This is a genomic window from Paenibacillus tianmuensis, from assembly GCF_900100345.1.
Classification (GTDB): Bacteria; Bacillota; Bacilli; order Paenibacillales; family NBRC-103111; genus Paenibacillus_G; species Paenibacillus_G tianmuensis.
In genome coordinates, this window is the sequence record NZ_FMTT01000001.1 from 151644 (window position 1) to 166469 (window position 14826).

Below are 14826 nucleotides of genomic sequence, written 5' to 3' on the forward strand. Positions count from 1 at the left end.
CGGTAACAACTTGATTTCAAAGGCGGCCGTAAACTTTCCGTGACAATCTTTACCCTATGCGGATGATGTATGCCTAAAACTAACTCCAAAACCAATCTCCTAATAAACTTTATTATAGGTAGGAGGAGAAACACATGGAAAAAACGTTTTTGATGGTCAAGCCTGACGGAGTGCAGAGAGGGCTCATTGGGGAGATCGTGCGCCGCTTCGAACAAAAAGGGCTGCAATTGGTCGCGGCCAAGCTGGTGCAGGTTAGTCGCGAGCAAGCAGAAAGGCATTACGCGGAGCATGTGGGCAAGCCGTTTTTCGATAACTTGATCAAGTTCATTACCTCTGGGCCCGTGTTTGCGATGGTTTGGCAGGGGGATCAGGTCGTTGCGTTGTCCCGGGCGATGATCGGCAAGACGAATTCTTTGGAAGCGCTGCCCGGTACGATCCGTGGCGACTATGCAGTCCACACGAATTTGAACTTGATTCACGGGGCCGATTCTTCGGAAAGCGCCGAGCGGGAAATTGCAAACTTTTTCCGTCCGGAAGAATTGCTCGATTACAGCAAAGCGGTACAAACTTGGATCTGATAAGGCAGGGATGGCGGCATGGAGGATAAAGATTTCCTGTTATTCATCAAGAAAGTCAAGGACTACACGTCCATCGACTTGTCCCAGTATAAGGAAGCGCAGATGAAACGCCGTCTGACTACGCTGCGGATGAAAAAGGGGTACACGACGTTCGCTTCGTTTTTCGAGGCGATGACGAAGGACAAAGAGCTGTTTTACGAGTTTTTGGATCGGATGACGATCAACGTCTCTGAGTTTTGGCGCAATCCGAACCGCTGGGAAGTGCTGGAACAGAAGTTTTTGCCGGACACGCTCCGCAAATCGCGCAAGGTCAAGTGCTGGAGCGCCGCATGTTCTACAGGGGAGGAGCCTTATACGCTGGCGATGATCTTGGCGGAACTGAACGCGCAGGATAGCGTGGTGCTGGCGACCGATATCGATGAAGGCGCTTTGGAAAAAGCGAAGAAGGCGGTTTATTCGGATCGTTCGGTGCGGGACGTGCCGGCCAAATATTTGCAGAAATATTACCGTCAGGAAAATTTGACTTATCTTATTGCGGATTCACTTAAAAAATCGATCCGCTTTCAAAAGCAAAACCTGCTGGTCGATACGTTCGATACGGGATTCGATTTAATCGTTTGCCGCAATGTCATGATCTATTTTACCGAGGAAGCCAAGCACTTATTGTATCAAAAATTTGCCAATGCGTTGAAGCCGGGGGGCATCTTGTTCGTCGGCAGCACCGAGCAGATTTTCAGTCCGGCCCAGTACGGATTGGAATCCGCCGAAACGTTTTTTTACCGTAAAACGGAAGTGTAATGAATAAACGTTTCCATACGATTCCATACTATGAATAAAAAGTAGACAGATTCTTTATGCCCGAAAAGCAGTAGGAGGAATCGCATGGACAAACGTAAAGTCATTAACGCTTACCGTCGGGGTTTCATCTCGATACAGGAATGCGCCCAAATTCTCGGGATCGATTCGCTGCAAATTATGGGGCTGGTTCATGATCCGCAGGCTCAGGAACGCCCTCAAGTGTTAAAAAAACAACCGGCCGGAGGCTGACATCCCTTCGTCCGAAACGGGAAGAAGCGCAGCCATCGGCTACATGCCTTTGGCCGGCGCTTCTTTTTGTTCTTGCATATTCTTGTCAAAGCCGCAGGCCTATACTATAATTAGCACATGACTCAGCACATAAAAGCGCTAAAGCGTTTTGAAAGAAAGAAAGCTTACGCTTTTCATGGGATAGGATGAAAGGAGAAAAATCAGGTGAGATATTTAACCGCAGGGGAAACGCACGGACCACAATTGACAACGATTATCGAGGGATTTCCAAGCAACGTAACGATCGATTTCGAAGCGGTGAACGAACAGCTCGCCAGACGACAGAAAGGCTACGGGCGAGGACGCCGCATGCAGATTGAGAAGGATACCGTGAACGTTGTCGGCGGCGTGCGCCACGGCAAAACGACCGGCGCCCCAATTGCGCTTGTAGTGGAGAACAACGATTGGAAGCATTGGACTTCCATCATGAACATCGAGCCGATCGAAGGCAATGACGAGTCGAAGCGTCGGGTGAACCGCCCGCGTCCGGGTCATGCCGATTTGAACGGCGGTTTGAAATACAATCAGCGCGATTTGCGCAACATTCTTGAACGCTCCAGCGCGCGGGAAACGACGATGCGCGTAGCTGTCGGAGGCATGGCTCGCGAGCTGCTGAAGGAATTCGGCATCAAAGTCGCCGGTCAGGTGATTCGCATCGGGGAAGTGGAAGTGCAGCGGCAGGAGCTGCCGATCGACGAGCTGATCCGCATCACGGAGGAATCGCCGGTACGGGTGACGGATAAAGATGCGGAAGCGAAAATGATTGCGGCGATCGACGCGGCCAAGGACGACGGCGATACGCTTGGCGGTGTCGTCGAGTGCATTATCGAAGGCGTGCCTACGGGTCTTGGCAGCCATGTACAATGGGACCGCAAGCTTGACGGACGCATTGCGCAGGCGGTGCTGTCGATTCAAGCGTTCAAGGGCGTAGAATTCGGGATCGGGTTCGAAGCGGCCAAGCGCAGAGGCTCGTCCGTGCACGACGAAATCGTGCACGACGAGGAGCGCGGCTTTTATCGCGCAACCAACCGTGCAGGCGGATTCGAGGGCGGAATGACTACCGGCGAGCCGATCGTCGTACGCGGCGTCATGAAGCCGATCTCGACCCTCTATAAAGCGCTGCAAAGCGTAGATATCGATACGAAGGAAGCGTTCACGGCACAGGTGGAGCGCTCCGATACGTGCGCGGTACCCGCGGCCGGCGTCATCTTGGAGAACGTCGTTGCTTGGGAAGTGGCGAGAGCGTTTATGGAAAAATTCGGCGGCGATTCGCTGGAGGAAATCCGTAGAAATTATAATAGTTATTTGGAGCAAATCAAAACTTACTAAGCGGGAGAGCCGGATTTATGGTCAGAGAGCTAACGGTAGACCTTGGTACGAGGTCCTACCCGATTTATATCGGGGAGGGCCTGCTCGCGGATATCGCCGCGTACTTTGAGAAGCACGGGATTAGCAAAGCGTCGCCGCTGCTTGTCGTAACCGACGGTCATGTGGCGAAGCATCATCTGAAGCTAGTCATGGACCGATTGGCAGAAGGCGGCTATACGGCGGTGTCCTACACCGTTGCGGCAGGCGAGAAGTCCAAATCGCTCGCGGTGCTGGAAGACATCGTCGGCGCCTGCTTGCAGGCAGGCCTGGACCGCAAATCGACGGTCGTCGCGCTTGGCGGAGGCGTTGTCGGCGATTTGGCCGGGTTTGTGGCGGCCAGTTACATGCGCGGCATCCGGTTTGTGCAGATTCCGACGACGATTCTGGCTCACGACAGCAGCGTGGGCGGCAAGGTCGCCGTCAACCATCCGCTGGCGAAGAACATTATCGGCGCATTCCATCAGCCGGAGATGGTATTGTATGACACGTCTACGCTGCTCACTTTGCCGGATCGGGACGTGCGCGCGGGATTGTCGGAAATGATCAAGCACGGGCTAATCTGGGATGCGGAGTTTACCGCGTGGTGCGAAGCGAATGCGGAGAAGCTTATCGGGCTGGACCCGGAAGCGCTCCAGTACGGGCTGTACAATGGCTGCGCCGTCAAAGCGGCGGTCGTGTCTCAGGATGAACGGGAGAACGATCTACGCGCCATCCTGAACCTTGGGCATACGATCGGTCACGCGCTGGAGGCGGTGGCCGGCTACAACGAGCTGCAGCATGGCGAAGCGATCTCCATCGGCATGGTCGGCGCGGCGATGCTGTCGGTGCGTATGGGCAATCCCGTAGAGATTCTAACGGTGACCGAACGCATTTTCAAGAAGTTCGGTCTTCCTACGCGCATTCCGGCGCACTTCGATACCGAGGCGATCATGCGTGCAATGATGCATGACAAAAAATTCAGCGAAGGCCGCATGGTTTACATTATTCCGACGGCCATCGGCAAGGTCGAAATTAACAAAAACGTATCCGCAGAATGGGTCAGAGAGATCGTGGATCGGTTAAAACGGGAGGACTGACGGATGTTCGTAAGAGGAATCCGCGGAGCAACGACCGTGGAACGCAACGAAGAGAATGACATTTTATCGGCAACAACAGCGCTGCTTAATCAAATTATCGTGGAAAACGGAATCATTCCGGAGGAGATTGCCAGCGTATTCGTTACGGTGACGCCGGATTTGACGGCCACGTTCCCTGCGCGGGCTATCCGCCAGATGCCGGGCTGGGACTTAGTCCCGCTGATGTGCTCGCTCGAAATTCCGGTGGAGGGCGGATTGCCCCGCTGTGTTCGTTTAATGGTGATGGTCAATACGGACAAACAGCAAAATGAAATCATCCATGTTTATCAAAGAGAAGCGATGCGGCTTCGTCCCGATTTGTCCAAATTGACAAAAGCATAATTGAGGTAGTATAGTTGATTACAACGAGTTAAGCAGATAAGAGTGAGTTGCAGTAACAGAGCAGAGTAGAGAGTTAGCCTAGTTCAGTTTGAGATGAGATGAGAAGATTACCCGTTCGTGGAAAGAACCGCCAAGATGCGTGCGGGGCACTACCGGCAGGTTTATTTTAACCTATCCTAGGGCTCTTTGGCGTACTTTGAGCATACTTTCTGTTTGGACGAATCCTTCATCCGCTGAATACCGCCTCTACGATGCGTAGAGGCTTTTTTACGTTTGCAGAGCCCAGTTATTTTTGAGTCGAGAAGAGGAGAGAAGACGATGCACACACCGGAAGCAAAGGAAGTTGTTCGGCTTGCCAGCCAGTATAACCTGATCCCTGTCGTCCGCAATTTGATAGCCGATACGGAGACGCCGATTCGCGTATTTCAACATTTTTACGAAGAGAAGCGTGCCTTCTTGCTGGAAAGCGTCGAAGGCGGGATCAAATGGGCGCGTTATTCTTTTATCGGAACCGACCCGTTTATGTTTATTCAGGCCAAAAACGGTGTGACTCGCATCGAGGGGCCGGAAGGAACGACGACTTCGAAGGAAAAGCCGGTGGATGTGCTTAAAGCGCATTTAAGCGCGTTTACGAGCCCTTCGCTGCCGGATTTGCCGCGCTTTACGGGCGGAGCCGTCGGGTTTTTCGGTTATGATCTGCTGCAATATTACGAGAAGTTGCCGGCGCATCGGCAGGACGATCTGCAGATGAACGATTTGGACTTTATGTTTTGCGATCAAGTGATCGTGTTCGACCATTTTAAACAGCAGTTGAAAGTCATTGCCAACGTGCATGTGCCTCCCCAAGGAACGGAAGCGGACATCGTCGCCGCCTACGAAAAAACATGCGCTAAAATCGATGCGACCATCGAACGGCTGAAGCGCCCGCTTCCGGCGCTAACGATGAATCACCAGTCCATCCCCGACGACGTCGATTTGGGAGAAGTCCGCTCGAACGTGACGAAGGAGCAGTTTTTGGCAAACGTCGATCAAGCAAAGGAATACATCCGGGCGGGCGACATTTTTCAAGTGGTCCTGTCCCAGCGCTTCGAGATCGAAACGGACATTTCGCCGCTGCACGTGTACCGCATCTTACGAACGATGAATCCGTCGCCTTATATGTACTGCCTCAAAATGGACGAGGAGGTCATTGTCGGCACATCCCCCGAGCTGCTCGTCCGCGTTGAAGACGAGAAGGTGGAGACCCGGCCGATCGCCGGTACCCGTCCCCGCGGGCGGACGACGGAAGAAGACCTCGCGCTCGAACAAGAGCTGCTGGCGGACGAGAAAGAGCGTGCCGAGCACTTGATGCTCGTTGACCTGGGTCGCAACGACCTTGGGCGCGTCTCCGAATTCGGCTCGGTGAAATGCGACACGTTCATGCAAATCGAGCGGTACTCCCATGTCATGCATATCGTGTCCAACGTTTCCGGCAAGCTGGCGAAGGACAAAGATTTCTTCGACGCTTTTATTTCGTGCTTGCCCGCCGGTACCGTCTCGGGCGCTCCGAAGCTCAGAGCTATGGAAATCATTGCTGAGTTGGAATATGAAGCGCGCGGTCCTTACGCCGGAGCCATCGGTTACTTCGGCTTCTCGGGCAACCTCGATACATGCATTACGATCCGTACGATCGTATTCAAGAATGGCAAAGCTTATGTCCAGGCAGGCGCCGGGATCGTCTGGGATTCCGTTCCGGAGAACGAGTACCAGGAGACGATCAACAAAGCCAAGGGCATGCTGAAATCGATCCGCATGGCGGAAGCCGTTTTTGCATCGAAACCGCCGGAGGTTGCATTGATCAATCACGATTATTATCAATAAAACAATCGGGATAAAGGGGAGGCACGGACAATGGAGCAAACGACGTTGACGGTTCAACAGGCGATTGGGAAAATTATCGGGCTGCAGCATTTGACGCGGTCCGAGGCGCGAGATGTGATGTCCGACATTATGGAAGGCGGGGCGACGCCTTCGCAGATCGGAGCTTTGCTTACGGGACTCCGCATGAAAGAGGAAACGATCGAAGAAATAACCGGCTTTGCCGAGACGATGCGATTGAAAGCAAGCCGGGTCAGCACCAGACAGGCGAATCTGCTCGATACGTGCGGCACCGGTGGCGACGGCGCAGATACGTTCAACATTTCGACTACGGCGGCCATCGTAGCGGCGGCGGGCGGTATCCGCGTGGCAAAGCATGGGAACCGGGCGATGTCCAGCAAAAGCGGCAGCGCCGACGTGCTCGAGGCGCTTGGCGTCAACATTCAATTGAATCATCAGCAAGCGGCGCGCTGCTTGGAGCAGGTTGGCATTTGCTTCATGTTTGCGCAGCTGTATCATCAGTCGATGCGGCACGTTGCCGCCCCGCGCAGAGAGCTCGGCGTCCGCACCGTATTTAACCTGCTGGGCCCACTCACGAACCCCGCTGGAGCCGATCGTCAGGTGCTCGGCATCTTTGACCGCGGCAAAACGGAAACGATCGCCCATGTGATGCAGGCGCTCGGCGTAAAGCGCGCGCTCGTTGTCGCCAGTCTCGACGGGTTGGATGAAATCAGCATCTCTGCGGGCACGCAGGTGACCGAGCTGAAGGACGGGAACATTCGCACGTTTGAAATCACACCGGATGAGTTGGGGCTTCGCACTTACAGCATTAAGGATGTCATCGGAGGAGACGCCCATGTGAACGCGGGCATTATTCATCGCATTTTCGCCGGCGAGACCGGCGCTTGCCGCGATATCGTGCTAGCCAATGCCGGAGCGTGCTTCTACGTCACCGGCATGGCCGGAACGCTGCAGGAAGGCGTGAAGCTGGCCGCATCGGTTATCGACTCGGGCCGGGCCCAAGCGAAGCTGGAGCAATTAGTCCAATTTACGGGAGAAGAGAGCTATGTTTCTTGATCGCATTGTTGCCACCAAACGGCAGGAAGTAGCGTCGCTTAAAGAGCAGATTACCATCGCCGAAATGGAAAAAACGATCGCCGGACTGGCGCCGTGCCTCGGGTTTGAGCGCGCATTGAGTGCAGGACGGAAGCGTCCGATGGGACTGATCGCGGAGGTGAAGAAGGCCTCGCCTTCCAAGGGTTTGATCCGGGAAGATTTCGAGCCTGTCCGGTTGGCGAAGGCTTACGAGGAGGCGGGAGCGGATTGTCTTTCGGTGCTGACCGACGCTCCGTATTTTCAAGGCTCCAACGACTATTTGAGCCGGGTGAGGCAGGCTGTCGGCGTGCCGCTTCTGCGCAAAGATTTTACGATCGATCCGCATCAAATCTATGAGGCGCGCTGCATCGGAGCCGACGCGATTCTGCTGATCGCCGCTATCCTGACGACAGAGCAGATGCGTCAGTTCCAGTTGATCGCCCATAGTATCGGTTTGGATGTGCTGATTGAAGTGCATGATCAGGAGGAGCTTGCCCGTGTGCTGGAGCTTAGCCCAACGATGATCGGCATCAATAACCGCAATCTCCAAACGTTTGTGACCGATCTTCGCACGACGGAGCAGCTTGTTGGCTCCATTCCGAAAGGGACAACCGTCGTCAGCGAAAGCGGCATCTCGAAGCCGGAGGAGATCGAATGGCTTCATTCGGTCGGTGCTCGTGCGGTGCTCGTCGGCGAGCATTTCATGCGCCAGCCGGACGTTTCCGAAGCCGTCCATACCTTGATGGGTTCATATTCTGAAGCGGATGCCGGTAAGGAGTGAGCAGAGGATGACAGCAAGGGTGAGCGTAAAAATATGCGGTTTGCGGACGGCTGAAATGGCGGAGCGGGTTGCCGGGCTTCCGGTGGACTACGTCGGCTTCGTCTTTGCGCCGAGCAAGCGGCAGGTGACGCCGCAGCAGGCCGGCGAGATGATCCGCAGCATGAAGCTGGCTGCCGGGGCGAAGAAGCCCGCAGCCGTCGGCGTCTTCGTTAATCCGACGATGGAAGAGCTGAAGGCGGTCCTGCAGGAGGCAGCGCTGGACGTCGTACAGCTTCACGGGGAAGAGAGCGCCGAGTTTTGTAGTGCCGTGAAGCAGACATTTCCGGGGACGCGCGTCTTTAAGGTATTTACCGTCAAGGCCGGTGAAACGAAAGCCGGGAATGAGTCTCAGGGCATAAGCAGGTTGGAACCGTATCGCCATGCCGTAGACGGCATGCTGCTGGATACGTACGATCCGGTTTATGGCGGGGGCTCGGGCAAAACGTTTGCTTGGGATACGATTCCGCCTTATCTCGCCTGGTGCCGCGAAGCCGGCATTCCGCTGCTCGTGGCCGGAGGGCTGCAGCCGGATAATGTGCGGGACCTGGTCGATACGTATATGCCCGATGGCGTAGATGTGTCCAGCGGCGTTGAAACGGAAGGGGTCAAAGATATCGTGAAAATAAAAAAATTCGTCGAGAGGGTGCAGACCATTGTATAACGGACCGGATATTCACGGCCGATTCGGCAAGTTCGGCGGGCGTTACGTGCCGGAATCGCTGATGAATGCTTTGATCGAGCTGGAAGAATCGTTAAAAAAATACACCAAAGACGCTCGTTTTCAGGAGGAGCTGAACTACTGGCTGCACCGTTATTCGGGACGTCCGACTTCCTTATATTACGCCGGAAGACTGACCGAGCATTTGGGCGGTGCCAAAATCTACTTGAAGCGCGAAGATTTAAACCATACGGGCGCCCACAAAATCAACAACGCGCTCGGCCAAGGGCTGCTCGCGAAGTGGATGGGCAAAACGAAAATTATCGCCGAAACCGGCGCCGGCCAGCATGGGGTCGCCACAGCCACGGTTGCCGCGCTGCTCGGTTTCGAATGCAAGGTGTTCATGGGCGAGGAGGACATGAAGCGGCAGCAGCTCAACGTGTTCCGGATGAACCTGCTCGGCACGGAAGTGGTTCCGGTGCTTTCCGGCACCCGTACGCTGAAGGATGCTTGCAACGAAGCGCTGCGTTACTGGGTGAGCCAGGTGGAAGATACGTTCTACATCCTTGGTTCGGCTACAGGCCCGCATCCGTACCCGATGATGGTGCGGGACTTCCAACGTATTATCGGCGACGAATCCCGCAAGCAAATTCTCGAACTGGAAGGGCGGCTGCCGGATGCGGTTATTGCGGCCGTAGGCGGGGGCAGCAATGCGATCGGGATGTTCTATCCGTTCGTGCAGGACGAGAACGTGCGTTTGATCGGTGTAGAGGCCGCCGGACGAGGCGTCGATACGGATAAACATGCCGCGACGATGACGAAAGGCAGCCAAGGGGTGTTCCAGGGCTCGTACAGCTTTTTGCTGCAGGACGAATTCGGCCAAGTGCAGGAAGCGCACTCGATATCCGCCGGTCTCGACTATCCAGGCGTCGGGCCGGAGCATGCGCATTTGAAAGATACCGGCCGGGCGGAATACGTCCCGATTACGGACAAAGAAGCGCTGGACGCGCTGCAGCTGCTGAGCCGCAAGGAAGGGATTATCCCGGCATTGGAAAGCGCACATGCCATTGCTGAGACGATCAAGCGGGCGCCAGCGATGGGCAAAGACGAAATCATTGTTGTCAGTCTCTCCGGACGCGGCGACAAGGACGTGGAAGCGATCATGAATTATTTGGGAGGAACTGCCGATGAATCGCATTGACCGGAAATTTGCCGAGCTGCGTGAACAAAAACAGCCGGCTTTCATCCCGTTTTTGACGATCGGAGACCCGGACGTGCGGACCTCGGTCGACATCATAAAAGAGCTTGAGAAAGCCGGAGCGGCGATGATCGAGCTGGGCGTTCCTTATTCGGACCCACTGGCGGACGGCCCGGTCATTCAACGCTCGTCCATGCGCGCGCTCAAGGCGAACCGCATCTCGATTCTCGATTGCATCGAGGCAGCCCGCGAGGCGCGCAGTGAAGGCTGTGAAATCCCGTTTGTTTTATTTAGTTATTATAATCCGGTGCTGCAAACGGGGCTTGACCGTATTTTTAAGCTTATGCAAGAAAATGGTATTGACGGACTTATTATTCCCGATCTGCCGATGGAAGAGGATGAAGAGGTACGGGCGCTGGCGCAGCAGCACGGCCTTCATCTTATCCCGCTTGTTGCGCCGACATCCAAAGAACGCGTGCAGCGAATCGCTTCGCGTGCTAGCGGCTTCGTTTACTGCGTATCGTCGCTCGGTGTTACGGGGACGCGGACCGAGTTCCACAGCGGCATCGACGAATTTTTGACCATTGTTAAATCGTCGACCGATCTTCCGATCGCTATCGGCTTCGGCATCTCTACTCCGGAGCAGTTTGCGCGGTTCACGGGGATGTGCGACGGGATCGTAGTAGGCAGCGCCTTGGTGCGCACGGTGGAAGAAACGCTGCCGCTCCTCACGAATGAGTCGACAAAATCGCAAGGGCTCTTGCAAATTCATGAATTTGTGCGAAAATTAATGGGGAAATGATTCCGGTCTTGGAGCTACTAATTCATGTGACGAGGTGACCTTTGTCGTGCAGCCTAAACAAAATATCGTTCATCTCCCGGTCTACCAGCCGGGAAAACCGATTGACGAAGTCAAGCGCGAGCTTGGTCTGACGGAAGTGATCAAGCTTGCTTCCAACGAAAATCCTTTCGGATGTTCGCCCAAAGCGAAAGAAGCGATTGCCGCGATGCTCGACCAAATCAGCATATATCCCGACGGCGGCGCTGTTGAACTGACGAACGCCGTCGCCAATAAGCTGGGGGTACAGCCGAATCAAATTATTTTCGGATTAGGATCGGATGAAGTGATCTTGATGATCGCCCGCGCGTTCCTGACTCCGGAAGACGAGACGATTACCGCTTACCCGACGTTTCCGCAGTACAAGCACAACGCCGAGGTCGAAGGGGCCAAGGTAATCGAGGTGCCTGTAGACGCGAACGGAAAACACGATCTGCAAGCGATGCTGGGCAAAGTAAATTCCCGGACGAAAATTGTCTGGATCTGCAACCCGAACAACCCGACCGGGACGATGCTGAGCGAAGCGGAAATTACGGCGTTCCTGGAGGCCGTGCCGAAGAACGTCATGGTCGTGCTGGATGAAGCTTACGCGGAGTACAACGTCAGCGGACAATATCCCGACAGCATTAAGCTGCTGGAGAAGCATAATAATGTCGTCGTGCTGCGCACGTTTTCTAAAATCTATGGCTTGGCGTCTTTGCGCATCGGTTACGGCATAGGCCATCCCGATGTCGTCCGCTCGATCAATCAAGTGCGCGAGCCGTTCAATACGACGAGCTTTGCCCAAAAAGCGGCGCTGGCGGCGGTAAACGACGATGCGTTTATCGAGTCCTGCCGCGTGGCGAACGCGAATGGAATCCGTAAGCTGACAGCGAAATTCGCCGAGTTGGAACTGCCGTACTTCGATGCTCACGGCAACTTCATTATGGTGGACGTGAAGCGGGACGGAGGCGTGGTATTCCAAGGGCTGCTGCGTAAAGGAATTATCGTCCGTCACGATCCGAGCTGGGGCTACCCGACCATGATCCGGGTAACGGTGGGCAGCGAAGAGCAAAACAACAAATTCCTTGGAGCGCTGGAGCAAGTTCTGAGTGAAGTGGCCGCCTCATGACAAAGGTTGCTATATTCGGAGTCGGATTGATCGGAGGCTCGTTGGCCCTGTGCTTCAAGGGGAAGCCGGGACTGACGGTGGTGGGCCATTCGAATAACCCGAAGTCTGTAGAGAAATATTTGAAGCGCGAAGTCGTGGATCATGCGACTACTTCGATTGAGGAAGCAGCGGCGGAAGCGGATTTTATATTTTTGTGCGTTCCGGTCGGCAACCTTGAGGAGTATTTGCACAAATTGTCCGTGCTCCCGTTGAAACCGGGCTGCGTCATCACCGATGTTGGAAGCACGAAAGCGAGCGTAACGTTCTGCGCTTCGCGCCTTCAACTGCCGGGCGTCCATTTTATCGGAGGCCATCCGATGGCGGGCAAGGAAAAGTCGGGCGTGGAGGCGGCGAGCTCCAGACTGTTCGAGAACGCCTTTTATGTGCTGACGCCGGATGCCGGAACGCCGAAGGACGCTTACGACCGGCTTGCGGAACTGCTTCACCACACCCGGGCACATCTGGTGAAGGTAGACCCGGTGCTGCATGACGAGATCGTGGGCGCAATCAGTCACCTTCCGCATATTATTGCCGTGGCACTCGTGAACCAAATTGCTCGTTATAACGAATCGAACGAGCTGTATCAGAATTTGGCGGCGGGCGGCTTTCGAGACATCACGCGCATTGCTTCCAGCGATCCGGTCATCTGGCGGGATATTCTGATCAACAATCGTGAAGTGATCCTGAAGCTGCTTCGGGACTGGAACGACGAAATTTCCGGATTTATCGGCCGGTTGGAAGCGGAGGACGGTGTTGGCATCGAACGTGAGTTTCAGAAAGCCAACCAATTCCGCTCCGGATTGCCGGAGCGGCGCAAGGGCGTCATCCATTCGTTCTATGATATTTATGTGGACGTGCCCGACCATCCGGGTATCATCGCGCAGATTACGACGCTGCTCGGCAGCCAACGGGTCAACCTTAGCAACATTCAGATCATCGAAAGCCGGGAAGATGTCCCCGGTGTTTTGCGTTTGTCGTTCCGGGAGGAAGGACAAATGGACAAAGCGCTGGAATTGCTTAAAAAAGACTACGCGGTTCACGTGTAGTCTTTTTTTCTAAAAAAGTCGGAAACGTTTTCAAAAAAACCATTGACATTTTGTAAACGTATACATATAATAAAAGTACAGTATGGTTTCTCTCCACTCCTATCCGAATAATTGCACACTGTGCAACCGCCTGAGTTTCAGGCGGTCTTTTTTTTGCCCGTGTGCATATACAGAAAATGGGTCCATAAAGAAGTAAAAGTGCACACCTGTTTTTGGAAAAAGTTATGAATCTTGTCGGAAAAGCAGGATTTTTGGCTAGTTACCTCGAATCTTAGTATGATCGCCCCCAATTCTAAAAAAATTTTAAAATCGACCGCAACTTTTTACTCCCCCAAACAGTACAACAAAGTAGCATCGCTGGGAGTAAGCAGGAATCACAAGGAGGGTCGCACTCGGATGACCGATTCCCAGTTGATCAGAGAAATCAAGGACGGCAACGTCCAACTATACGACGAATTAATGCGCCGCTACGAACGTAAAATATTGGCATTCATCTTTCATATGCTGAAAAGCGCACAAATGGAATCGTTGGCGGAGGACTTGTGCAACGAGACATTCTACAAGGCTTACCGCAGCCTGCATTCATTCCGCGAGGTAGAGGCAACCTTCTCCACTTGGCTCTACACCATTGCGCGCAATACGGTTCTTAGCGAGCTGCGTAAACATAAGAACACCCAGGTTTCACTGGAGCAAAGCGGATACACGCCTCAAACCGCAGTGGAAACTTTGCCGGAACAAACGGTGCTTCGCAACGAAAAGGTGTCTATGGTTCGCGATGCGATCAACAATTTGCCCGAGAAGCAGCGTTCCGCGCTTATATTGCGAGAGTATGATCAGCTTGATTATCAAGAGATAGCGAATATCCTCGGACAAACGGTGAGTTCGGTCAAGTCTTTGTTGTTCAGAGCAAGGGCCAGTGTAAAGCTTCAACTGGAACCATACTTTCTTGAACCGATCTTTGAGGAGTATGAGGAGATGAATCGACGATGAAATGCGATGACGTTTACGATTTTTTCGGCGTATACTGGGACCTGCCGAAAGACGATCCGAATCGGCTGGCAGTGGATGAGCATATTAAAAATTGCCCTTCATGCGCTGAAGAATTTCAAATATGGCAGGAGAGCACGGAATTAATCCGAACGGCTGGGGTGGAAAAGACGTTCGATAGCGGCGAGGTTTCCGTATCTTCCAGCGTCATGAATCGAATCTATGCGGATGAGTCGTGGCGCATTCCGGTCGGCGACCGTCTGTATCAGTTTTCTAACAAGCTGCGGCGGAATCTGACTGCGGTGATCGTTTGCTTTGTCGCTCTGTTTATGGTCACCTTTTACTTTTCGTTTACGAACGACGGTCGGTACGAAGCCGGCTCTCTGCATGAATCCGCGGTTTTCGGGCGAATGAACGATCCCGTCGTTGCCGTCGCCGGGAAATCGGATTCGATGAACGTGCATGCGATGCCTACGGCCGTAGCAAGTCTGCGCGGGTTCAGTGATCCGTTCATGTATCAGGTCGGACCGATTCGTACGATCAACGATTATATGCTTTTCGTGTCGTTATTCGGATTGACCGGCACGCTCCTGATCATGAATTGGTTTTCGCGCACACGCCAGTAACGAGAAGGCCCCGTTTCCGGGGCTTTTGTCTTTTGCATCAGGCAGAAAAGGAGAGTCGGCAA

At 54.0% G+C, this 14826-nt stretch carries 16 protein-coding genes; all 16 read left to right on the forward strand.

Annotation, left to right across the window (positions count from 1 at the left end; genetic code table 11):
• The first annotated feature begins 134 nt into the window (after nucleotides 1-134).
• The 16 genes from ndk (at nucleotide 135) to BLO51_RS00940 (ending at nucleotide 14764) form a co-directional block, all read left to right on the forward strand.
• A complete protein-coding gene (gene ndk / locus BLO51_RS00870) occupies nucleotides 135-578 on the forward strand; it encodes a nucleoside-diphosphate kinase (RefSeq protein ID WP_090665835.1) in 444 nt (147 codons plus the stop codon).
• An 18-nt stretch (nucleotides 579-596) separates the two neighbouring features.
• The gene (locus BLO51_RS00875) at nucleotides 597-1376 is read left to right on the forward strand and encodes a CheR family methyltransferase (protein ID WP_090665837.1); all 780 of its coding nucleotides are present in this window, start codon (nucleotides 597-599) and stop codon (nucleotides 1374-1376) included.
• An 84-nt stretch (nucleotides 1377-1460) separates the two neighbouring features.
• On the forward strand, nucleotides 1461-1625 hold the full coding sequence (locus BLO51_RS28995) for a hypothetical protein (RefSeq protein ID WP_167670067.1): 165 nt from the start codon (nucleotides 1461-1463) through the stop codon (nucleotides 1623-1625).
• A gap of 204 nt (nucleotides 1626-1829) precedes the next feature.
• Nucleotides 1830-2993: a chorismate synthase gene (gene aroC, locus BLO51_RS00880; protein WP_090665839.1), complete on the forward strand. Its 1164-nt coding sequence runs from the start codon at nucleotides 1830-1832 to the stop codon at nucleotides 2991-2993.
• Between the two features lie 17 nt (nucleotides 2994-3010).
• Nucleotides 3011-4108, forward strand: a complete 1098-nt coding sequence (gene aroB, locus BLO51_RS00885; protein ID WP_090665841.1) for a 3-dehydroquinate synthase — start codon at nucleotides 3011-3013, stop codon at nucleotides 4106-4108.
• Between the two features lie 3 nt (nucleotides 4109-4111).
• Entirely contained in the window at nucleotides 4112-4489 is a 378-nt protein-coding gene (gene aroH, locus BLO51_RS00890; protein WP_090665843.1) for a chorismate mutase, read from the forward strand.
• A 318-nt stretch (nucleotides 4490-4807) separates the two neighbouring features.
• A complete protein-coding gene (gene trpE / locus BLO51_RS00895; protein WP_090665845.1) occupies nucleotides 4808-6349 on the forward strand; it encodes an anthranilate synthase component I in 1542 nt (513 codons plus the stop codon).
• A 30-nt stretch (nucleotides 6350-6379) separates the two neighbouring features.
• Nucleotides 6380-7423: an anthranilate phosphoribosyltransferase gene (gene trpD / locus BLO51_RS00900; RefSeq protein WP_090665847.1), complete on the forward strand. Its 1044-nt coding sequence runs from the start codon at nucleotides 6380-6382 to the stop codon at nucleotides 7421-7423.
• Nucleotides 7413-8222 carry an indole-3-glycerol phosphate synthase TrpC gene (gene trpC / locus BLO51_RS00905; protein WP_090665849.1) on the forward strand — a complete coding sequence of 270 codons (810 nt, stop codon included), beginning with the start codon at nucleotides 7413-7415 and terminating at the stop codon, nucleotides 8220-8222. The genes trpD and trpC overlap by 11 nt, the downstream gene beginning before the upstream one ends.
• A gap of 7 nt (nucleotides 8223-8229) precedes the next feature.
• On the forward strand, nucleotides 8230-8922 hold the full coding sequence (locus tag BLO51_RS00910) for a phosphoribosylanthranilate isomerase (RefSeq protein WP_090665851.1): 693 nt from the start codon (nucleotides 8230-8232) through the stop codon (nucleotides 8920-8922).
• On the forward strand, nucleotides 8915-10120 hold the full coding sequence (gene trpB, locus BLO51_RS00915; RefSeq protein ID WP_090665852.1) for a tryptophan synthase subunit beta: 1206 nt from the start codon (nucleotides 8915-8917) through the stop codon (nucleotides 10118-10120). Before BLO51_RS00910 ends, trpB begins: the two co-directional genes overlap by 8 nt.
• Nucleotides 10107-10919: a tryptophan synthase subunit alpha gene (trpA, locus tag BLO51_RS00920; RefSeq protein WP_090665854.1), complete on the forward strand. Its 813-nt coding sequence runs from the start codon at nucleotides 10107-10109 to the stop codon at nucleotides 10917-10919. The genes trpB and trpA overlap by 14 nt, the downstream gene beginning before the upstream one ends.
• A 46-nt stretch (nucleotides 10920-10965) precedes the next feature.
• Nucleotides 10966-12066, forward strand: coding sequence for a histidinol-phosphate transaminase (hisC, locus tag BLO51_RS00925; protein ID WP_090665856.1), 1101 nt, complete (start codon nucleotides 10966-10968; stop codon nucleotides 12064-12066).
• The gene (locus BLO51_RS00930) at nucleotides 12063-13151 is read left to right on the forward strand and encodes a prephenate dehydrogenase (protein ID WP_090665858.1); all 1089 of its coding nucleotides are present in this window, start codon (nucleotides 12063-12065) and stop codon (nucleotides 13149-13151) included. Before hisC ends, BLO51_RS00930 begins: the two co-directional genes overlap by 4 nt.
• A gap of 396 nt (nucleotides 13152-13547) precedes the next feature.
• Entirely contained in the window at nucleotides 13548-14141 is a 594-nt protein-coding gene (locus BLO51_RS00935) for an RNA polymerase sigma factor (RefSeq protein WP_090665860.1), read from the forward strand.
• On the forward strand, nucleotides 14138-14764 hold the full coding sequence (locus BLO51_RS00940; RefSeq protein ID WP_090665861.1) for an anti-sigma factor family protein: 627 nt from the start codon (nucleotides 14138-14140) through the stop codon (nucleotides 14762-14764). The genes BLO51_RS00935 and BLO51_RS00940 overlap by 4 nt, the downstream gene beginning before the upstream one ends.
• Nucleotides 14765-14826: the final 62 nt, after the last annotated feature.